Genomic DNA, 18429 nt, shown 5'->3' on the forward strand with positions numbered 1-18429 from the left:
GGACGCTGTATCGACTCTCGACATGGCGCTCAGCCAAAGAGGCCCTGCAGGAACCACTGCCCGCTCAGACGCTCGCGATACACCCAGAACATGCGGCCCTGATCGTCGCCGGCCACGTAGTAATCGCGCTCCACGCCTTCGCCATCCCACCACCCTGCCTCGATGCGTTCGGTGCGCGTAAGCGTTTTCAACGGACGCCGGTAGACCGGACGCTCGTCGCGCACCACGAGCCGCAGCGGCCGTTCGAGCATCCACACCGGACGCGGCTGCGAGGGCAACGGGCTCTCGGGCAGATCGAGCACGGCCTGATGCGGCGGCGGGTACGCATCGCCTGTCGGCTGGGCAGCGGGCTTCTTCGCACGCGCCGGCTTGCGGCGCCCCGCTGCGGGCTCGCGATAAGCGGCGGTCTGCATCGCGCGCTCGGGGCGGTGGTCTTCGTGAGCCGAAAGCTGCAGCACGTTCTGTGCGCCCAGGCGCGCGCCGAGCCGCTCCATCAGCCGCGCCATGGATTCGTCCGACGCCTCGGGCATGGGAAAGAGCGTGCCGGTGGGCGCCGCGTATTCGCTCACTTCGTCGGCGACGAGTTTCAGCCCGATCACCGGCGCGGCCAGCTCCGTCTGATTGAGCTTTTCGCGCAACAGCCAGATCAGGTGATCGGCATCGCGCGACGGCACCGCCCAGCCGAGCTTCAACGACGACGTGCGCGGCGCGTGGCGCGAGGCGAGTTCGTGCTCGAGCCGCAGTTCGAACTTGCGCAAAGCCGCGTGATGGGCGCCCAGCCAGCCGGCCAGTTGCACGACGAGCCGGCGCGCCGCGAACAGCAAGGCTTCGGCGCTATCGACCCGCGCCTGCAATTCCAGTTGCGCGTGAAACGAGGCCGGCGCCTGAAAGTATTCGCGCGGATCGGGATGCTCGCCGAAAGCCTGCGCAAGCAGCGTGAGCACGCCGTCGCCGAAGCGGCGCACGATGCCCTCGCGCGGCAGCCGGCGCAGATCGGCGAGGGTCGTGCAGCCGATCTGCTCGAACACATCGTCATGTTCGGCGGCGAAGGGCAAGAGCGAAACGGGCAGCGTATCGAGCGTGCGCGCAAGCGTAGCCTGCTTGACCACACGCCAGCGCCGCCCCGCCCTCTCCGCCCTCTCCGCTCGCTCGGCACACGCCGCGGCCAGCAGCCATGCGCCCCACGCCGTGGGGGCACAGGCGAAGCGCGCGGTGTGCCCCAGCATCGCCACGGTCGAGGCGACCCGCGAGAGCAGCGCGCGCAGGCCGCCGAAAAGACGCAGCCCCGCACCCACCTCCAGCAGCAGCGTATTGCCTTCGGCAAACGCCACGTTCGGCGTAAAGGCGAGCAACGCCAGCGCCAGTGCTTCGAGCGCCGCTTTCTCACGCGCCGGATCGGGCGTGAGCATCACGATCTGCGGCGCGAGCGCGAGCGCATGCGAGCGCGTGTTGCCCGCGCGCACGCCGAGACGGAGCGCATCCAGATCGGGAATCAGGATGCGCACATGATCAGCGAGCACATGGCAGCGCACGTTCGCGGCGCCGTCCACCGCACCGCTTGCGACGTGCGCGGCGCCGGCCTCATGCCGGCTGTGCGGAGCGTCCGGGTTTTCGGGCTGCCGCGGGAGAGCCAGAGGCGGCTTCACCGCCTCCAGCGGCAACAGGGGCAAGGTAACTGCGATCCACAACATGATTGCTCTCGTGCCATTGACGTTGATGGCCGGACTGGGACTGCGGCGGTGGCAGCAATCCGGCCTGCAACGGCAACGTGACGAAAAGCGGCCGGGCAGGAGGCGGCCCGCGCCGCTTGAAAACGTCCACCGACAACGACGCTTCCTGAAGCCAGCGATGCCGGTCGATGGTCTCGGCATCGGGCGGCAGCATCGGCTCGCATGCGATGCGCAGCGGCGCCGCCGAAGACTGGCTGCGCGCGTGCGCCGGCCGCACGAGAAAAGCGAGCGAGCGCGAATCCTGCGCCACGACCTGCAGCCGACGCACCGCATCCGGACGCGCTTTCGCGAGCCACACCAGTACCGCGCCCATGCCTTCCTGCTTCAATGCCTGCTCGGCGGCCCAGGGGGCTTCCTCTTCGCGTGCACGCACCCAGACCACCCGTTCGAGCGCGATGCCCCACGCCTTCAGCGCACACGCATAGGGCTGCCAGGGCGGCGCCACGAACACGACGTGCTTACCGTCGCGCGCCGTGAGGGACTTCAACGCCGGTGCCACGAGACGCATTTCGCCGATGCCGCCGTGCTCCACCAGCAGTTCGGTCAGGCTGCCGGCTGGCCAGCCCTCGCCGGGCAACAGTGCGTCGAGAGCGGCATACCCGCTCGGCACGACGCCCGCCGTCGCGCCGGCAAGCTGATCCCCTTGCCATACCTGGCTGCGCAGCCGGGACGGCAAAGCGCTCGTGGCATGGAGTGCTGCAGCCATGATTCGTGCTGATGCTCTTTCAAAAGGGGATACGCCGCCCTCCCGACACAAGCCGGGCAAGGCGGAACCGTCGCCGAACACGCAAACCGGATACCGAAACGCGCGCCGATACCTGTATGTTTATACAGTATCGAAGAAGGAACGGGAAGAGGTTTCGATAAGGAATGGCGAACACGCCGCCTGCACAAAAAGGGCACGTAACGACGCCCACAAAGGGACACATCAGGCGATGTTCTAGCCCTTGATAAAGCCCTTCAGCGTGGCGAGCGTATCGGCGTCTTCAATGCTCTTGTCCGTACGCCAGCGCAGCATGCGCGGAAAGCGCACGGCCACGCCCGACTTGTGCCGCCCGCTCGCCTGAATGCCCTCGAAGCCGATTTCGAACACGAGCGTGGGCCGCAGGCTGCGCACCGGGCCGAACTTCTCGACCGTCGTCTTGCGCACGATCGCATCCACCTCGCGCATCTCGGCATCCGTGAGCCCCGAATAGGCCTTGGCGAAGGGCACCAGCGTGCGCACGCCGCCGGCCTCGTCCCACACGGCGAAGGTGAAGTCCGTGTAGAGGCTGGCGCGCCGGCCGTGTCCGGGCTGCGCGTAGAGCAGCACCGCATCCACCGCGTAGGGATCGATCTTCCATTTCCACCACGCGCCCGCCGTCTTCGTGCGACCCACGCCGTACAGCGACTCGCGCCCCTTCAGCATCAGGCCTTCCACGCCGCGCGCGCGGCTTTCTTCGCGCAGTGCGGCGAGCGCGGCCCAGTCCGGTGCCTCGGCCGCCGTGACGAGCGGCGACAGACGCAGCGGCGGCGCGGCAACCTCGACTGCGGGCTCGCCCGACATGCCGGGCGAGCCAAGTTTTTCAAGCCGCGCGCGACGCACTTCGAGCGGTGTGGTCCGCAGATCTTCGCCTTGCGCTTCGAGCAGGTCGTAGGCCACGAAGGTGGCCGGATAGTCGGCCAGCACCTTCTTCGTGAGCGTCTTGCGCGTAATGCGCGGCTGCAGTTGCGCGAACGGCAGCGGCACGGCGGCGCCGGGCGCCCACGCGAGGATTTCGCCGTCGATCACGTAACCGTCCAGCAGCGCGCGGCCAAGCGCTTCGATCTCGGGAAAGCGCTCGGTGATCAGGTCCTCGCCGCGCGACCACAGCCACACGCATCCCGCGCGCTTGACGAGTTGCGCACGAATGCCGTCCCACTTCCATTCCACGAGCCAGTCGCTTCGCGCGCCGAGCGACGACGGCTCGTCCTGCAACGGATGCGCGAGAAAGAACGGATACGGCAGTCCGGCGTCGCCCGCATGCACCTGCGTCGCGAGGTCCGCGCGCAACGGCTGCTGTCCGGTCTGCGTGTCGCCGTCGCGGGCGCTCTCCTGCCACGCGGGCGCGACGAGGCGCAGATAGCGCGCGGCGTCCGGCGTCTGACGCGAATCCGTCCAGCCGACCATGCGCTGGGCGACGAGCTTGTGATCGACGCCCGCTACATCGGCCAGCGCACGCACGACGAGCTGCCGCGCCACGCCCACCCGGAAGCCGCCGCCAATCAGCTTGGTGAGCAGAAAACGGCCGCTCCAGTCCAGTTCGTCCCACCACGCAGTGAGCCGCTCTCGCAGCGTCTCGGGCGCGGCGCCGCGCAGTAGCAGCAGCCGGTCCTCGATCCATTGCGCGAGACCGAGTTCCGTCGTGCGTGCTGCGGGCGGCAGGATGTGCGCGATGGTTTCCGCGAGATCGCCCACGGCCTCGTACGACTCGTCGAAGAGCCACTCGGGCAAGCCTGCGCGCTCGCGCGCGATCTCGACAAGCAAACGCGTGGGCACCGACTGCCGCGGCTTGCCGCCCGCGAGAAAGTACGAGGCCCACGCCGCGTCTTCGGGCGGCACCGTACGGAAGTACGCGATGAGCGCGTCGAGCTTGTCGCGCGTGGACGTGGTGGCGTCCAGCGCCGCGTAGAGCGCAGCGAAACGCCTCATGACGGCGTGTCTCCGGAAGCATCTGCGGCGGTGTCCGGGTTCTCGCCTGCGTCCGCGCGTTCGCTGTCCTCCGCGTGGTCGCCAGCGTTGGCATCGTGCCGCGATGCCGACTGCTTTCGCGCGAGCGATTCGAGCGATGCGGGCGATTCAGGCGATCCACCCGCCGCCGCGGCATCAAGCGACTGCGCCGCCGCGTCCGCTTCCACTGCGTCGCCGCCGTACTCGGTCGCGAATGCTTCGGCTTCGAGCCCTGTCTCGCGCAGCCAGCGCACGAGCGGCTCGACATGCCCGTGCGTGACGATGACGCGTTCAGCCTTCGTCGCAGCAATCGCGCTCAGAAGCCCGGGCCAGTCCGCGTGATCGGAAAGCACGAAGCCGCGGTCCACGCCGCGCCGGCGACGCGTGCCGCGCAGCCGCATCCAGCCCGACGCGAAGGCGTCGCCGTAATTGCCGAAGCGGCGCAGCCACGCGCTGCCCTGCGCGGAAGGCGGCGCAACAATGAGCGCGCCCTTGAACACGTCGCGCGCCTTCGGCGGCACGTCGGCCGTGAGCCGCGTCTCGGGCAAGGCCACGCCCGCCGCGCGATACGCGCGGTTGAGCGGCTCGACCGCGCCGTGGCAGAAGATCGGGCCGATGGCGGCATCGACGCCCGCCAGAATGCGCTGCGCCTTGCCGAACGAATAGCAGAACAGCACCGACGCGCGCGCCTGCGCCGCGTTGTGGCGCCACCACGAGTCGATGCCTTCGAACACGCTGTGCGCGGGTTCCCATCGGTACACGGGCAGGCCGAAAGTGGATTCGGTGATGAAGGTGTCGCACCGCACCGGCTCGAAAGCATCGCAGGTGGGATCCGCTTCGAGCTTGTAGTCGCCGGAGACCACCCACACGCGACCGCGATGTTCGAGCCGCACCTGGGCCGAGCCGAGCACGTGGCCTGCGGGATGCAGCGATACCGTCACGCCGTTGAGGGTGAGCCGCTCGCCATACGCCACGGCTTGCAGGCTGATGCCGGGCAGTCGCGCGAGCAGCACGCCGGCACCGGCGGCCGACGCAAGGTAACGGCCGTGCCCGGCCCGCGCGTGATCGGCGTGCGCGTGAGTGATCACGGCCCGCTCCACGGGACGCCACGGATCGATATAAAAATCGCCCGCCGGACAATACAAACCTTCGGGGCGCGCAACGATCAGGTCGGCAGAAGGATTCAAGACGAAAGCTTGCGGCAGGACGTAAGCGATTTCGTCAGTTTAACGGCGCCAGCCGACGCACGCCGGCCATGCCCACCCCAGCAACCTCACCCGCGCGACGCGTTCAGTCCGTGCGCCGTATGCGCTGTGCGCCGTTCATCGGAATGCGTACGGCAACGGAGGTGCCGCAGCCCCGCGCGCTCGCAATCGAGATCTCGCCGCCCAGCATCAGCGCGCGCTCGCGCATGCCGACAAGGCCGAACGACTTCTCGCGCACGGTCGTGGAATCGAAGCCGCGCCCGTCGTCGCGCACTTCGAGCACCCAGTCGTCGTTCGCCTGGGCAAGCGAGATCGTGACCTGCTCCGCCGACGCGTGCCGCACGACGTTCGTCAGCGCCTCCTGCACGATGCGAAAGAGCGCGACGGCCAGCGCCTCGTCGAGAACGAGGCTGTCGTCGGGCACGCGCAGACGGCACCGGATGCGGCCATCGCGCGCAAGCTCGGCCGCGAGCCATTCGAGCGCCGCGACAATGCCCGCGTCGAGCGCCGCGGGCCGCAGTGAAGCCACGACGTTGCGCACCACGCCGATGGTGTCGTCGGCGAGTCCGAGCAGGTATTGGCAACGCTCGGCCAGCACGGGATGGTGCGGCGCAAATTCGAGCCGCAGAGCCGACACGCCCATGCGCAACGCGGTCAGGTGTTGTCCCAGTTCGTCGTGCAGTTCGCGGGCAATGCGCTTGCGCTCTTCCTCGCGGGCCGTTTCGCGCCGCGACGTGAGTTCCTGCAGCAAGGCATACGAATCGCGCAGCTGATGCTCGGCATACAACCGTTCCGTGATGTCGGTCCAGATGGTGAGCGCCCCGCGTATGTCGCCGCCCGCATCGCGCTCGGGCACGGCACTCACGTGCCAGCCGACCGGCTTGCCGTCGCGTTCCCACGTGAGATCGAACCGCGTGCCGACGCCGCTTGCCATGACCTCTTCGAGCGTCGTCGTAATGGCCGGCAGTTCGGGCATCGCCGTGCCCGGCAATTCGGCGGGCGTCTTGCCGAGCGCGTCCTCGGCCGCCACCCCGCACACTGCTTCGAACCGCGGGTTCACGTAGGCATGCCGGCCGCTGCGGTCGTAACGCACGATCATCTCCGGCGCGTTTTCGGCCAGCGTGCGAAACGCGGCCTCGCTCGCGCGCGCGGCGAGTTCGGCCGTTCTCAGCGGCGTGATGTCGCGCGCCACGGTGAGCACGCTCACCACCTTGCCCTCGGCGTCCTTTTCGGGAATATGGCGCGCTTCGTAGATTCGCCCCACCCCGTTCGTGGCCCAGTGCGTTTCGAGCCCGCGGGCCTCGCCGGTGGCGAACACCTCGCGAATGCCGTCTTCCAGCATGCGCGTCTGGACGCCGTTGACGCCCGCGCTCATCTCGCCGATCCGCCTGCCGACGAACGCGTCCTGCGAAACGCCGCTCGTCGCGGACACGCGCGGGTTCACGTAGAGATAACGGCATTCGCTATCGAAACGGACGAGCGGATCGGGGAAGTTTTCGGCCAGCGTGCGAAAGCGCTCCTCGCTGCGCTTGAGTCCATCGATGTCGCGGCAGATGGCGAGCACGGTAGCCACGCGTCCGTCCGGCGCGAACTCCGGAACCATCCGCATATGGCCCCAGCGCAGCTCGCCCTGGCGGTTGCGAAACCGCACTTCGTCCACCCATTCCGCGCCGGTTTCGACGACGTGCCGCAGCCGGTCCACGTAGCCGGGAATGTCCGTGATGGGCGACGTCTCGATGGCCGCCACGCCCCTCGTACGAACCTCGGCGGGCGCGAGCAGCGCAAGCAGCGCCGGGTTGGCGTAGACGCGCCGGAACGCGAGGTCGTAGCGCGCGATGTAATCGGGCGAATGCTCGACGAGCGCGCGAAACGCCTGCTCGCTCGCATAGAGCCGCTCTTCCGCGTTGCGGCGTTCGGTGATGTCGCGGCCGATCGCGAGCACGCCCGTGATCTCCTCGTGCGGCCCGCGCTCCGCAGTGATGCGGACGTGGTGATAGCGCAGATCGCACCCGTGTGCGCCGAACACGAGTTCGAGCGTGCGCGACTCGCCGGTTGCAAGCGTGGCCGCAATGGCGGCCTCGTATGCGGCAAATTGCGGATCCTCGGTGTGCCCGGTGGGCGTCGCGCCCAGCATGTCCTGCACGGGCCGGCCGATGATCGCGGCGAGGCCCGGGTTCGCGTAGACGAGCCGGCATTGCCGGTCGTAGCGGCAGATGATGTCGGGCGTGCTTTCGGCGAGCCGCCGGAACTGCGCCTCGAGTTCGAACTGCGCCAGTGCCAGCCCTTCGGCCCGCCTGCGTTCCGTGATGTCGCGCACAAGCGCGAGGTTGTAGGCACGCCCGCCGTGCTCGAAATAACTCGCCGTGATCTCGACAGGCACGGTCAGACCGTCTTTGCGCCGATGGGTCGATTCGACAAGGAGCGAGCCCTTCGCGCGCAACTCGTCCCAGGCCTCGCGCCAGCGCGTGTCGGTCCACTCGGGATCGATGTCCATGACGCGCAAGGTCAGCGCCTCGTCGCGGTCGTATCCGAGCGAGCGGCAGGCTTCGTCGTTGACGTAGAGAAAACGCGCGTCCTCGTCGATCAGATAGGCCGCCTCGCGAACGAGGTTGAGCACAACGCTCAACAGATGCAGCAGGGCCTGCGGACTGGCGGCCGTCTGCGCGAGGCGCGCCGCGTCCACGGGCAACACGGCACCCTGCCCTTCGGGCGTCTCATGTCCGATGTTTTCCATGGAGCCCCGCGCGTGTCAGGTGAGATCTGCTCCAGCTTCCCGGGGCCGTGCGGCGGGCGAATGGGCGCTGGAACTCATTCGCCAAGCATAGCGCAAGGATAAACCGGCAGCGATGCGGGGTCTCCTGCGCGGCACGGGGAAACGGCATGTTTGCTCACCGGGCGCGGCGGCGCGGCTCACCGTTTTTGGTCAATCCTTCGGTCAATCCGGCATGCCTCGACGCCCCCTGCGCGGACACCGGTTGACGTGAGTCAATGGGCGCCTCGCCTGTCTTTCTAAACTCGGTGCAGATGTTCTCTTTGCCCTTGCAGCCGACCGATCAAATGGAGATGGCCATGTCTACTGCTTCGTACCCGAAACGCGTTGCGCTCTGTCTTGCCGGCGTCGTCGTCGCGGCAACCCTGGGAGCGAGCGCGCTTGCACAATCCCCCTCGCGACAGGATGGCACGCCGCAGACGCCATGCGGCAGAGGCGGCTACGGATGGGGGCCCGGCATGATGGGCGGGGCCGGGCCGGGCTATGGCGGCGGCATGATGGGCTACGGCGCGGGCCGCGGCATGATGCGCGGTTACGGTTACGGTATGGGCCCGGGCATGATGATGTCCGACGCGTGGACGGGCGGCTTGAACCTCACCGACGAACAGCGCGGAAAGATCCACCAGATACAGGACGAAACGCGCAAAACCCACTGGGCGCTGATGGGCAGCATGATGGATCAGCAGGCGAAGCTGCGGGATCTTTACGACGCGCCCAAACGCGACGCCGCTGCGATCGACGACGCGTACAAGGCGATCGACGGCATTCGTCAGAAGATGATCGACTCGTCGGCAGACGCTCACAAGCGCATGCAGGCGGTGCTGACCAAAGCGCAACTCGACAAGCTTCGCACGTTCGAAAACCAGCAGGAAGAGCTCGGCTGGTGAGCATGGCCGCGGAGCCGGCATGGCGGCATGGCGGCATAACGGCATGGCGCCGCCGGCGAGTAAGCCGGCTGGGTGGGCCTGCCCGAATGAGCCTGTCGAGCGCCGTGAACGCGCGCGAAACGCCCGGGTACGGCGCGGCTAACTCCGTGAGCCCGCGCCCGTTTTGCGTGCTGCGCGGCCGCAGTACAACTCCGCAAGCGTTTCCATGATGGAGACGACTGCCGGGTTGGCGAGGCTGTAGTACATGTACTTCCCGTCGCGTCGCGCCGCGATCAGTCCTTCCTCGCGCAGCACGCCCAGTTGCTGCGACAGACTGGGCTGATGCAGACCAACCCGCTCTTCGAGTTCTCCGACGTTGAACTCGCCCTCCGTCAACTGGCAAAGAAGCAGCAGACGGTCTTCGTGCGCCATGGCCTTGAGAAGCGCACTGCATTGCGCCGCGGACTTGCGCAGTCCGGTGAGCGCCTGTGTCGGTATGGAGGCTGGCATCTTTTTCATGACGTCCTGTCCGGTCATCATTGACTAACAATATACAAAAATATATATTAGTTTTGTGTATATCGAAAGGCGCCCGGAATGGGGTCCAAGGTGGCGCCCTTCTTCGATTTCATCGCTGCAACGACCCGCTCCGTCGTCCACGCTGGCAAGGGTTCCGCCCGATGCGTCTTTACAGGCCGCAGCGCGCCGGCATTGTACCGTCCGCCGGAACGCTTCCCGCGCGGGCGCGCCGCGAGGGTATCGGGAAAACACTCGCACGAACCCGGCGTTGACGTGAGTCAAAAGCAGCAGGAAACACAGGCCGAAGATTGAACGTGCAGCAGATGGCGCCCGTGTGCGCATCGGCTGCAAACCAGCATCTGCATCATCGATGGTTGCCACACCATGAACAACGAACATCAAGAACAAGCGTCGAGACCAATGGGAAGGCCTGCGCAGGCAACGTGCACCCTGCCCGCGCGGCGCAGCGTTCTGACGCAAGGAGACGGTCCCCGCCACGGAGCGGCTCCGCTGTTGCGGAGGTGGGCGCTTGCCGCGGCACTGGGCATCGCCGTGCCGGCTGCTCACGCCGAAAAACTGGCCACGCTCGTGGTCGAACCCACGCCGGTTGCAGACGAGATCGTCACAGACGCGGTCGTGGAATCGGCGCGCCAGACCAACATCGCCGCCCAGGTCTCCGGCCGTATCACGGGGCTCTTCGTCAAGGCCGGCGACCACGTGAGCGCAGGCCAAAAGCTGCTCGCCGTCGACCAGCGCGCGGCCGACCAGCAACTGGCGGCGGTCCGCGCCCAGGCTGCCGCCGCGCAAGCGGAACTCGATGTCGCACGACGCGAACTGGAACGCACGCAATTCCTGTTCGACCGCAAATACGTGAGCCAGGCTGCACTGGACCGCGCGAAAGCCCGTTACCAGTCGGCATCTTCCATGACGGCAGCAAGACAGGCCGACGCCGGCGCCGCCGCTGTGGGCCCAAGCCTGCACAACATCGCGGCGCCCTACGCCGCCACCATTGCGAGCGTAGACGTGGAGCTGGGCTCGATGGCCATGCCAGGCATGCCGCTCGTCGCCCTCTTCGATCCCGCTGCGCTGCGCGCCGTCGCGACCGTGCCGCAATCGCGCGCCACGGCACTGCGCACGGATCTGCCGGTGCGCATCGAATTGCCCGACGTGCCAGGCGCACAGCACTGGCAAACCGCGGCGTCGGTCACGGTGCTGCCGGTCACCGACCCGCTGAGCGACTCGGTCAAGGTGCGGCTCGCCTTACCCGCGTCGGCGGGCGATGTGGCCCGCCCCGGCATGTTCGCGCGCGCCCATTTCCTCGTCGGCTCACCGCGCCCGCGCCTGATGGTCCCGCTTGCCGCCGTGGTGCGTCGCACCGAAGTCACGGCGGTCTACGTCGTCGCGAACGACGGCAGCGCGTCGCTGCGCCAGGTGCGCCCCGGCGAAACGCGTGCCGACCAGGTCGAAATTCTCGCGGGACTGTCGGCCGGCGAGCGCATCGCGCTCGATCCGCTCGCGGCCGCAAAGCATTGAAGGGCGAGGCCACGTCATGACGATGGACACGCCGAAGCTGGGCATTTCCGGCCGCATCGCCGCGTTCTTTCTCGAGAACCGCATCACGCCGCTCATTGCGCTCGTCGCCCTGCTGCTCGGTCTCTTCGCGATGGTGATGACGCCGCGCGAAGAAGAGCCGCAGATCAACGTCACGATGGCGAACGTGCTCGTGCCCTTCCCCGGCGCCAGCGCGCGCGACGTGGAGCGCATGGTCGCGGGGCCGGCCGAACAGGTGCTGGCGCAGATCAGCGGCATCGAGCATGTCATGTCCGTGTCGCGCCCGGGGCTTGCCGTGCTGACGGTGCAGTTCAAGGTGGGCGTGCCGCGCACGGAAGCGCTCGTGCGGCTCTACGACACCGTATTCTCCAACCAGGACTGGCTGCCGAAAAACCTCGGCGTGCTGCCGCCGCTCATCAAACCCAAAGGCATCGACGATGTGCCCATCGTCGTGCTCACGCTGTACTCCACGCGCCCGGGCGGCAACGCATACGACCTGGAGCGCGTGGGCCATTCCATCGAGGCGGAACTGAAGCGTGTGCCTGGCACGCGCGAAGTGACCACCCTTGGCGGCCCGCAACGTGCCGTCAACGTACTGCTCGATCCCGGCCGCATGCGCGCGGCGGGCGTCACGGTAGACGACCTGCGGCGCGTGCTCGTTACCGCCAACGCGAGCGCCACGGTGGGTGACCTCGTGCGCGAGAACAGCAGCATCCACATCGAGAGCGGCCCGGTGCTGGACAACGCACGCGACGTGGGCGACGTCATCGTCGCGGTCCACAACGGTCATCCCGTCTTCGTCTCCGACGTGGCGGCCGTGGTGGAAGGTCCGCCCGCCCCGACACACTATGTGTGGGAAGGCATTGCCGGCGCGCATCCCGCGCAGTATCCGGCCGTCTCCGTCACGGTCACCAAGAAGGCCGGCGAAAACGCCGTCACGGTCGCGAAGAACGTGCTACAGCGCGTCGACACGCTGCGCAACACCGTGATTCCCGCCGACGTGAAAGTCGAAGTGGCACGCGACTATGGCGTCACGGCCAACGCGAAGGCAATGAAGCTGATCGAGAAGCTCGCGTTCGCCACCACCTCGGTCGTGGTGCTCGTGCTCTTCGCGCTCGGCTGGCGCGAGGCGTCGGTGGTCGGCGTGGCCGTGGTCCTCACGCTCACCGCGACGCTCTTCGCATCGTGGGCCTGGGGCTTCACGCTGAACCGCGTGTCGCTGTTCGCGTTGATTCTCTCCATCGGCATTCTCGTGGACGACGCGATCGTGGTCGTCGAGAACATTCATCGCCATCGGCAACTGGAGCCTCATGCGCCGCTTGCGTCCGTGATTCCGCGCGCCGTGGACGAGGTGGGCGGCCCCACCATTCTCGCCACGCTCACGGTGATTGCAGCGCTGCTTCCCATGGCGTTCGTCACGGGCCTGATGGGGCCGTACATGAGCCCCATTCCGATCAACGCGAGCATGGGCATGGCCATCTCGCTGTCCGTCGCGTTCATCGTCACGCCGTGGCTCTCGCGCATGTGGCTTGCTCACAGTCATCACGGCACAGACAGTACTAGCGGCGAAGGTGCCCAGGGCAAGTTGCGCGCGAAGCTCCAGCCGTTCTTTGCCCGCGTGTTCGCGCCGTTTCTCGACGAAACGCGCGGCTCGCGCAACCGCAAGCTGCTGTGGCTCGGCGTGGCGGGCGCCATTGCGCTGTCGCTCGTGCTGCCCGTGCTTCAGCTCGTCGTGCTGAAGATGCTGCCCTTCGACAACAAATCGGAGTTCCAGGTCGTGGTCGACATGCCCGAGGGCACGCCGCTTGAACGAACCGCCGGCGTGTTGAACGAGATGGGCGCCTACCTCGCCACGGTGCCGGAGACGGCGACCTGGCAGGCTTACGCCGGGCTCAGTGCGCCCATCAACTTCAACGGACTCGTGCGTCAGTACTACCTGCGCGCGGGCGGCAACGTGGGCGACATTCAGGTCAATCTCGTCGAGCAGTCGAAGCGCCACCGGCAAAGCCATGCCATCGCGACGTCGGTGCGGCCCGCGCTGGAGCGCATCGCGCAGCGCAACGGTGCGCGCGTGAAAGTGGTGGAAGTGCCGCCCGGGCCGCCGGTGCTCGCGCCCATCGTGGCCGAGGTGTACGGCGCGGGCGCGCCGCAGCGCAATGCCGTCGCGCATGCGGTGCGCGGCGTGTTCGCCGCGACGCCGGGTGTGGTCGATATCGACGACAGCACGGTGGTGGCCGCGGCCCAGCGCGACTTCGAACTCGACCGGCGCAAGGCGGGCCTCGTCGGCGTATCGCAGCAGGACGTCGCGCAGACGCTGCGCACCGGTCTCACCGGAGACGACGTCACCTATGTTCGCGACGGCAGTAAATATCCCGCGCCGGTCCGTCTTGTGTTGCCCGCCACGCTGGGCGGCGACGCCTCGGCCCTGCTCGCGTTGACCGTGCGTGGCAGCGAGGGTCAGCTCGTCCCGCTCTCTGAACTGGTGCGGCAGCGCGACACCCACATCGAGCAGCCCATCTATCACAAGGATCTGCTGCCCGTTACCTATGTGGTGGGCGACATGGCCGGCAAGGTAGACAGTCCGCTCTACGGCATGTTCGAGATGCGTGGTCGCCTTGCGAAGCTGCCCGTGCCGGGCGGCGGCACGCTTGGGGAATGGTTCGTGAGCCAGCCCGACGACCCGTATCGCGGCTTCTCCATCAAGTGGGACGGCGAATGGCAGGTCACCTACGAAACGTTCCGCGACATGGGCATCGCGTACGCGGTGGGCCTCGTGCTCATCTATCTGCTCGTGGTCGCGGAGTTCGGCTCATACCTCACGCCGCTCATCATCATGGCGCCCATCCCGCTCACGATCATCGGCGTGATGCCGGGGCACGCGCTGCTCGGCGCGCAGTTCACGGCGACGTCGATGATCGGCATGATCGCGCTCGCCGGCATCATCGTGCGCAATTCGATCCTGCTGGTGGACTTCATCAATCTGCAGGTGGCGGCCGGCGTGCCGTTCCGCGACGCGGTCGTGCAGTCGGCCGCCACGCGCGCGCAGCCCATTCTGCTTACGGCGGTGGCGGCGATGATCGGCGCGCTCTTCATCCTCGACGACCCGATCTTCAACGGCCTCGCCGTCTCGCTCATCTTCGGGGTGCTGGTCTCGACGCTGCTCACGCTCGTCGTGATCCCGCTGCTCTACTACACGGCGTACCGGCGGCGTTTCGCGGCCGTGCCGTCCTCTCCTTCCCACTCCTAAGGAGCCCATCATGACCTCCTGGCAAATCACGCGCGTCTTCGCGGGCATCGTCATCCTCGTCACGCTGGCGCTCGGTGCGCCGGCCAGTCCGCTTTTCATGAGCAGTTGGTGGCTCTGGGTCACGGTGTTCGTGGGCGCCAACCTGCTGCAAAGCGGCCTGACGCAGTGGTGTCCAATGGAAATCTTCCTGCGCAAGCTCGGCGTGCGCGGCGGTGCATGAAGCGCGGGGGCCGATGATGTCGCGTACCGAACGGTGGCTGCCATGAGATTCAGCCTGTCTGCATGGGCGATCGCGCTCGCGGCGGTCAGTTCAGTGGCGCACGCCGAGACCGACCTGCTCGCCGCCGCCCACGATGCGCTCGCCCACGATCCGGTCTATGCCGCCGCCGTGGCCCAGAACCAGGCCGACGCAACGCGGCGCAAGCAGGGCCGCGCGGGCTTCCTGCCCCAGGTCTTCGCGACCGGCAACGTGCGCTACGGAACCGTCGATCAGGAAACGACCGGCGCGCACTTCGCCGGCGGCGGCTTCGGGTCGAGCAACGGCATCGCGTTCGATACGCGTGCAGCAGGCGCCACGGGTGCGGGCTGGGCCGTGACCATCAAAGAGAACCTCTACAGCGCAGCAAAGAACGCCGACGCCCGACAGATGAACAATGCGGCGGACGCGGGCGACGCCTCGCTGCGGCTCGCGCGGCAAACGCTGCTGCTCCAGGTTGCCCAGGCGTACTTCGCCGTGCTCGCCGCCGAAGACGATGTCGCCGCGCTGAAGTCCACGCGCGAAGCGGCGCTCGAGGCGAGCCGCATCGCCCAGGGCCGCTTCGAAGCGGGCGACGCCGCGATCACCGACGTCAACGACGCCAAGGCGCGCGCCGATCTCGCCGAGGCACAGATGCTGGCCGCGCAAACGGCGCTCGACCTCAAGCGCGCCGAACTGCGCGACCTCACCGGCAATCCCGACACGGCGCTGCGCCGCCCCGGCAACACGGCGGCCGTGAAGTCTGCGCTGGAGTCCGTCCAGGCGGGCGACTTCGCCGACTGGCAGTCGCGCGCCATGACCGGCAATCCGCTGATCGAACTGCGCCGGCTTGGCGTGGACAACGCGCAGGCGGAGACCTCGCGCTACCGGCCCGGCGCCGGCACGACGGTCGACGCGTTCGCCTCGTACATCGGCGACCGCATGAACGGTGCGGGCTACGGCGGCAACAGCTCGATGCGCAGCAACAGCGCCGTGGTCGGCATCATGGTCACCATTCCGCTCTACACGGGCGGCCTGCGCAGCGCGAAGGCAGAAGAAAGCGCAGCGCTCCTCAACCGCGCGGGGCTGGATGAAGACGCCGCGCGCGTCGCCGTTGCGCGCGAGGTGCGGCAGGCGTTCCTCGGCTTGCAGAGTTCGAAGGTCCAGGTCACGGCGCTCACGCAGGCGCTGCACTCGGCCGAATTGCAGCTGGACGCAAACCGCACGGGCTTCGAAGCAGGCGATCGCCCGTCGATCGACGTCCTCAACGCGGGGCAGGCGTTGTTCGCGACACGGCGCGACCTCGCGGCGGCGCGTTATCAGATTGCGCTGAACCGGCTGCGGCTGGCTGCGGCCGCCGGTGAACTCGACGAGGAGCAGCTCGCACAAATCAACGCCCTGCTGCACTGATCGCAGTCATCGCGCGGAACGCGCTGACCGTACCGCTCCATGGAGAAGAAGGCGGCCGACAGAAAGAGATTCCCTGCGCCACGTGGCGCACCCAAGGAGGAGACACCATGGCTCATATCGTGATTCTGGGGGCAGGCCTCGGCGGCCTGTCGATGGCCTACGCAATGCGCAAGGCGGCACGTCACGACGATCGCGTGACCGTCGTCTCGGACGACACGCATTTCCATTTCGTGCCGTCGAATCCGTGGGTGGCCGTGCGATGGCGCAAGCGCGAGGATGTCGACGTCGAACTGCGCCCCGTGCTCGATCGCAAAGGCATCGGCTTCGACGCTTCGGGCGCGAAGCGCGTGCACCCCGAACGCAACGAAATCGAACTGACGGACGGCAGGCTGCTCTCTTACGACTACCTCGTCATTGCGACGGGTCCGAAACTGGCGTTCGAAGAGGTGGACGGCCTGGGGCCGCAAGGGCATACGGCGTCCATCTGCCATGTCGATCACGCCGAACAGGCCGCGAGCCAGTGGGACGCGTTCGTCGCCAACCCGGGGCCGATCGTGGTGGGCGCGGTCCAGGGCGCGTCGTGTTACGGCCCGGCGTACGAGTACGCAATGATCATGGACGCCGACCTGCGCCGACGCAAAATCCGCGACCGCGTGCCCATGACGTTCGTCACGGCCGAGCCATATGTCGGGCATCTCGGCCTGGGCGGCGTCGGGGACTCCAAGGGCATGCTGGAGTCGGCCATGCGCGAGCACGACATCAAGTGGATCTGCAACGCAAAGACCACGCGCGTGGAAGCGGACAAAATGTTCGTCACTGAGTACGACGACCTGGGCCACGAACGGCGCAGCCATGAACTGCCGTTCCGCTACGCCATGATGCTGCCCGCGTTCAAAGGCGTGGACGCCGTAGCCGGCATCGAGAAGCTCACCAATCCGCGTGGCTTTGTCGTGATCGACGAGTTCCAGCGCAATCCCACGTATGCCAACGTCTACGCGGTGGGCGTGTGCGTGGCCATTGCGCCGATCGAGACCACACCCGTGCCCACCGGCGTGCCGAAAACGGGATTCATGATCGAGTCGATGGTGAGCGCGACGGCGGAAAACATCCGCGCGGTGCTCGACGGACGCGAACCGTCGACGCGCGCCACGTGGAATGCCGTGTGCCTCGCCGACTTCGGCGACCGCGGCGTCGCCTTCGTCGCCCTCCCGCAGATTCCGCCGCGCAACCTCAACTGGTCGAGCGAAGGAAAGTGGGTGCACGTGGCCAAGATCGGCTTCGAGAAGTACTTCATGCACCGCATGCGCACGGGCGGAACGGAACCGGCCTATGAACGCATGGTGCTGGATTGGCTCGGAGTGAAGAAGCTGAAGGCGTGAGGCTTCTTCGTGAGGAGTGAAATTCAGGTGGACAAAACAGAAAGGGGTTACCGGCCGGAAGGCGGGTAACCCCTTGGTGTTGCTGGTCGGAGCGATAGGATTCGAACCTACGACCCTCTGATCCCAAATCAGATGCGCTACCAGGCTGCGCTACGCTCCGAGTAATCCAACATTCTACCCAGAACGCGCTCGATCCGTCAAACCAGGGAGCCTCTGACCACCGTCACGTCGCGTCTTGCCGCGCGAGGCATCCCGCATGCACCATGCGAGATACGCCCACTCAAGGAGACGCCGCATGAACCTCATCCTATGGCGCCACGCCGAGGCCGAAGATGTCGCCGCGACCGATCTCGCGCGCCAGCTCACCACGCGTGGCCGCAAGCAGGCTCAAAACGTTGCGCGGTGGCTGCGCTCCCGACTGGACAACGATGCCATGGTCATCGCGAGTCCTGCTACACGAACGGTGCAGACCGCGGAAGCGCTCTCGGACCAATACCGTGTCGTGCGCGACATCGCACCCGGCGCAAGCGCAAGCGACATCCTTTCCGCCGCCGGCTGGCCCCAGGGCATCGCATCGACCGTCGTCGTAGTCGGTCATCAGCCTACGCTCGGCGAAGTGGCGGCCCTGCTGCTGACAGGCAGCGGCGAAAGCAGTTGGGCCGTGAAGAAAGGCGGCCTCTGGTGGTTCGAAAGCCGCGAGCGTAACGGCCACGACGAGGCCGTGTTGCGCGCGGTCATGAGCCCGGACCTGGTCTGAATGCAGGGGGCATGGAAGGCGTGGAACGGCCGTTCCGCGCGCGATGGGTGCCGCATGTCAGCCTGCATGTC

13 protein-coding genes and 1 tRNA gene are annotated in these 18429 nt (G+C 67.4%); 7 read left to right on the forward strand and 7 right to left on the reverse strand.

Annotated features, from left to right (window positions below; genetic code table 11):
• Positions 1 to 29: 29 nt before the first annotated feature.
• The 5 genes from P2869_RS12105 to P2869_RS12125 all read right to left on the reverse strand — a co-directional run bounded on the left by P2869_RS12105 (position 30) and on the right by P2869_RS12125 (position 8358).
• Entirely contained in the window at positions 30 to 1691 is a 1662-nt protein-coding gene (locus P2869_RS12105; RefSeq protein WP_033351363.1) for a DNA polymerase Y family protein, read from the reverse strand.
• Positions 1582 to 2436, reverse strand: a complete 855-nt coding sequence (gene imuA / locus P2869_RS12110; protein ID WP_017776204.1) for a translesion DNA synthesis-associated protein ImuA — start codon at positions 2434 to 2436, stop codon at positions 1582 to 1584. The genes P2869_RS12105 and imuA overlap by 110 nt, the downstream gene beginning before the upstream one ends.
• A 234-nt stretch (positions 2437 to 2670) precedes the next feature.
• A complete protein-coding gene (locus tag P2869_RS12115) occupies positions 2671 to 4401 on the reverse strand; it encodes an ATP-dependent DNA ligase (protein ID WP_017776203.1) in 1731 nt (576 codons plus the stop codon).
• Complete coding sequence (locus P2869_RS12120; RefSeq protein WP_277596629.1) at positions 4398 to 5606, reverse strand: ligase-associated DNA damage response exonuclease; 1209 nt, start codon at positions 5604 to 5606, stop codon at positions 4398 to 4400. The genes P2869_RS12115 and P2869_RS12120 overlap by 4 nt, the downstream gene beginning before the upstream one ends.
• A 103-nt stretch (positions 5607 to 5709) precedes the next feature.
• Complete coding sequence (locus P2869_RS12125; RefSeq protein WP_017776201.1) at positions 5710 to 8358, reverse strand: PAS domain-containing sensor histidine kinase; 2649 nt, start codon at positions 8356 to 8358, stop codon at positions 5710 to 5712.
• A 254-nt stretch (positions 8359 to 8612) separates the two neighbouring features.
• On the opposite strand from P2869_RS12125, the gene P2869_RS12130 reads away from it, so the two are divergent.
• Complete coding sequence (locus P2869_RS12130) at positions 8613 to 9281, forward strand: Spy/CpxP family protein refolding chaperone (RefSeq protein WP_325101035.1); 669 nt, start codon at positions 8613 to 8615, stop codon at positions 9279 to 9281.
• Positions 9282 to 9419: 138 nt separating this feature from the next.
• Here the strand turns inward: P2869_RS12130 and P2869_RS12135 are convergent, their stop codons facing one another.
• Positions 9420 to 9770, reverse strand: a complete 351-nt coding sequence (locus P2869_RS12135; protein ID WP_026121738.1) for a metalloregulator ArsR/SmtB family transcription factor — start codon at positions 9768 to 9770, stop codon at positions 9420 to 9422.
• A 522-nt stretch (positions 9771 to 10292) separates the two neighbouring features.
• Between P2869_RS12135 and P2869_RS12140 the strand changes: the two genes are divergently transcribed.
• From P2869_RS12140 to P2869_RS12160, 5 genes are all read left to right on the forward strand, one after another.
• Entirely contained in the window at positions 10293 to 11312 is a 1020-nt protein-coding gene (locus P2869_RS12140) for an efflux RND transporter periplasmic adaptor subunit (protein ID WP_277596630.1), read from the forward strand.
• A 22-nt stretch (positions 11313 to 11334) separates the two neighbouring features.
• Positions 11335 to 14577: an efflux RND transporter permease subunit gene (locus P2869_RS12145; protein ID WP_277598127.1), complete on the forward strand. Its 3243-nt coding sequence runs from the start codon at positions 11335 to 11337 to the stop codon at positions 14575 to 14577.
• 10 nt (positions 14578 to 14587) lie between these two features.
• Positions 14588 to 14797: a DUF2892 domain-containing protein gene (locus P2869_RS12150; protein WP_017776196.1), complete on the forward strand. Its 210-nt coding sequence runs from the start codon at positions 14588 to 14590 to the stop codon at positions 14795 to 14797.
• A 42-nt stretch (positions 14798 to 14839) separates the two neighbouring features.
• The gene (locus P2869_RS12155; protein ID WP_017776195.1) at positions 14840 to 16222 is read left to right on the forward strand and encodes a TolC family protein; all 1383 of its coding nucleotides are present in this window, start codon (positions 14840 to 14842) and stop codon (positions 16220 to 16222) included.
• Positions 16223 to 16329: 107 nt separating this feature from the next.
• Entirely contained in the window at positions 16330 to 17601 is a 1272-nt protein-coding gene (locus P2869_RS12160) for an FAD/NAD(P)-binding oxidoreductase (RefSeq protein ID WP_017776194.1), read from the forward strand.
• An 83-nt stretch (positions 17602 to 17684) separates the two neighbouring features.
• Here P2869_RS12160 and P2869_RS12165 read toward each other — a convergent pair.
• Positions 17685 to 17761 (reverse strand) — tRNA-Pro (locus P2869_RS12165).
• Between the two features lie 135 nt (positions 17762 to 17896).
• Here P2869_RS12165 and P2869_RS12170 point away from each other — a divergent pair.
• The gene (locus P2869_RS12170) at positions 17897 to 18358 is read left to right on the forward strand and encodes a histidine phosphatase family protein (protein ID WP_017776193.1); all 462 of its coding nucleotides are present in this window, start codon (positions 17897 to 17899) and stop codon (positions 18356 to 18358) included.
• Positions 18359 to 18429: the final 71 nt, after the last annotated feature.

Origin of the sequence: Paraburkholderia sp. SUR17 (genome assembly GCF_029536165.1) — a bacterium.
Classification (GTDB): Bacteria; Pseudomonadota; Gammaproteobacteria; order Burkholderiales; family Burkholderiaceae; genus Paraburkholderia; species Paraburkholderia kururiensis.

What these genes read in the sequence shown, in the direction of transcription:
- P2869_RS12105 (WP_033351363.1), bottom strand. Translation starts at nt 1,691, where the DNA reads ATGTTGTGGATCGCAGTTACCTTGCCCCTGTTGCCGCTGGAGGCGGTG.
- imuA (WP_017776204.1), bottom strand. Translation starts at nt 2,436, where the DNA reads ATGGCTGCAGCACTCCATGCCACGAGCGCTTTGCCGTCCCGGCTGCGC.
- P2869_RS12115 (WP_017776203.1), bottom strand. Translation starts at nt 4,401, where the DNA reads ATGAGGCGTTTCGCTGCGCTCTACGCGGCGCTGGACGCCACCACGTCC.
- P2869_RS12125 (WP_017776201.1), bottom strand. Translation starts at nt 8,358, where the DNA reads ATGGAAAACATCGGACATGAGACGCCCGAAGGGCAGGGTGCCGTGTTG.
- P2869_RS12130 (WP_325101035.1), top strand. Translation starts at nt 8,613, where the DNA reads ATGGGCGCCTCGCCTGTCTTTCTAAACTCGGTGCAGATGTTCTCTTTG.
- P2869_RS12135 (WP_026121738.1), bottom strand. Translation starts at nt 9,770, where the DNA reads ATGCCAGCCTCCATACCGACACAGGCGCTCACCGGACTGCGCAAGTCC.
- P2869_RS12145 (WP_277598127.1), top strand. Translation starts at nt 11,335, where the DNA reads ATGGACACGCCGAAGCTGGGCATTTCCGGCCGCATCGCCGCGTTCTTT.
- P2869_RS12150 (WP_017776196.1), top strand. Translation starts at nt 14,588, where the DNA reads ATGACCTCCTGGCAAATCACGCGCGTCTTCGCGGGCATCGTCATCCTC.
- P2869_RS12155 (WP_017776195.1), top strand. Translation starts at nt 14,840, where the DNA reads ATGAGATTCAGCCTGTCTGCATGGGCGATCGCGCTCGCGGCGGTCAGT.
- P2869_RS12160 (WP_017776194.1), top strand. Translation starts at nt 16,330, where the DNA reads ATGGCTCATATCGTGATTCTGGGGGCAGGCCTCGGCGGCCTGTCGATG.
- P2869_RS12170 (WP_017776193.1), top strand. Translation starts at nt 17,897, where the DNA reads ATGAACCTCATCCTATGGCGCCACGCCGAGGCCGAAGATGTCGCCGCG.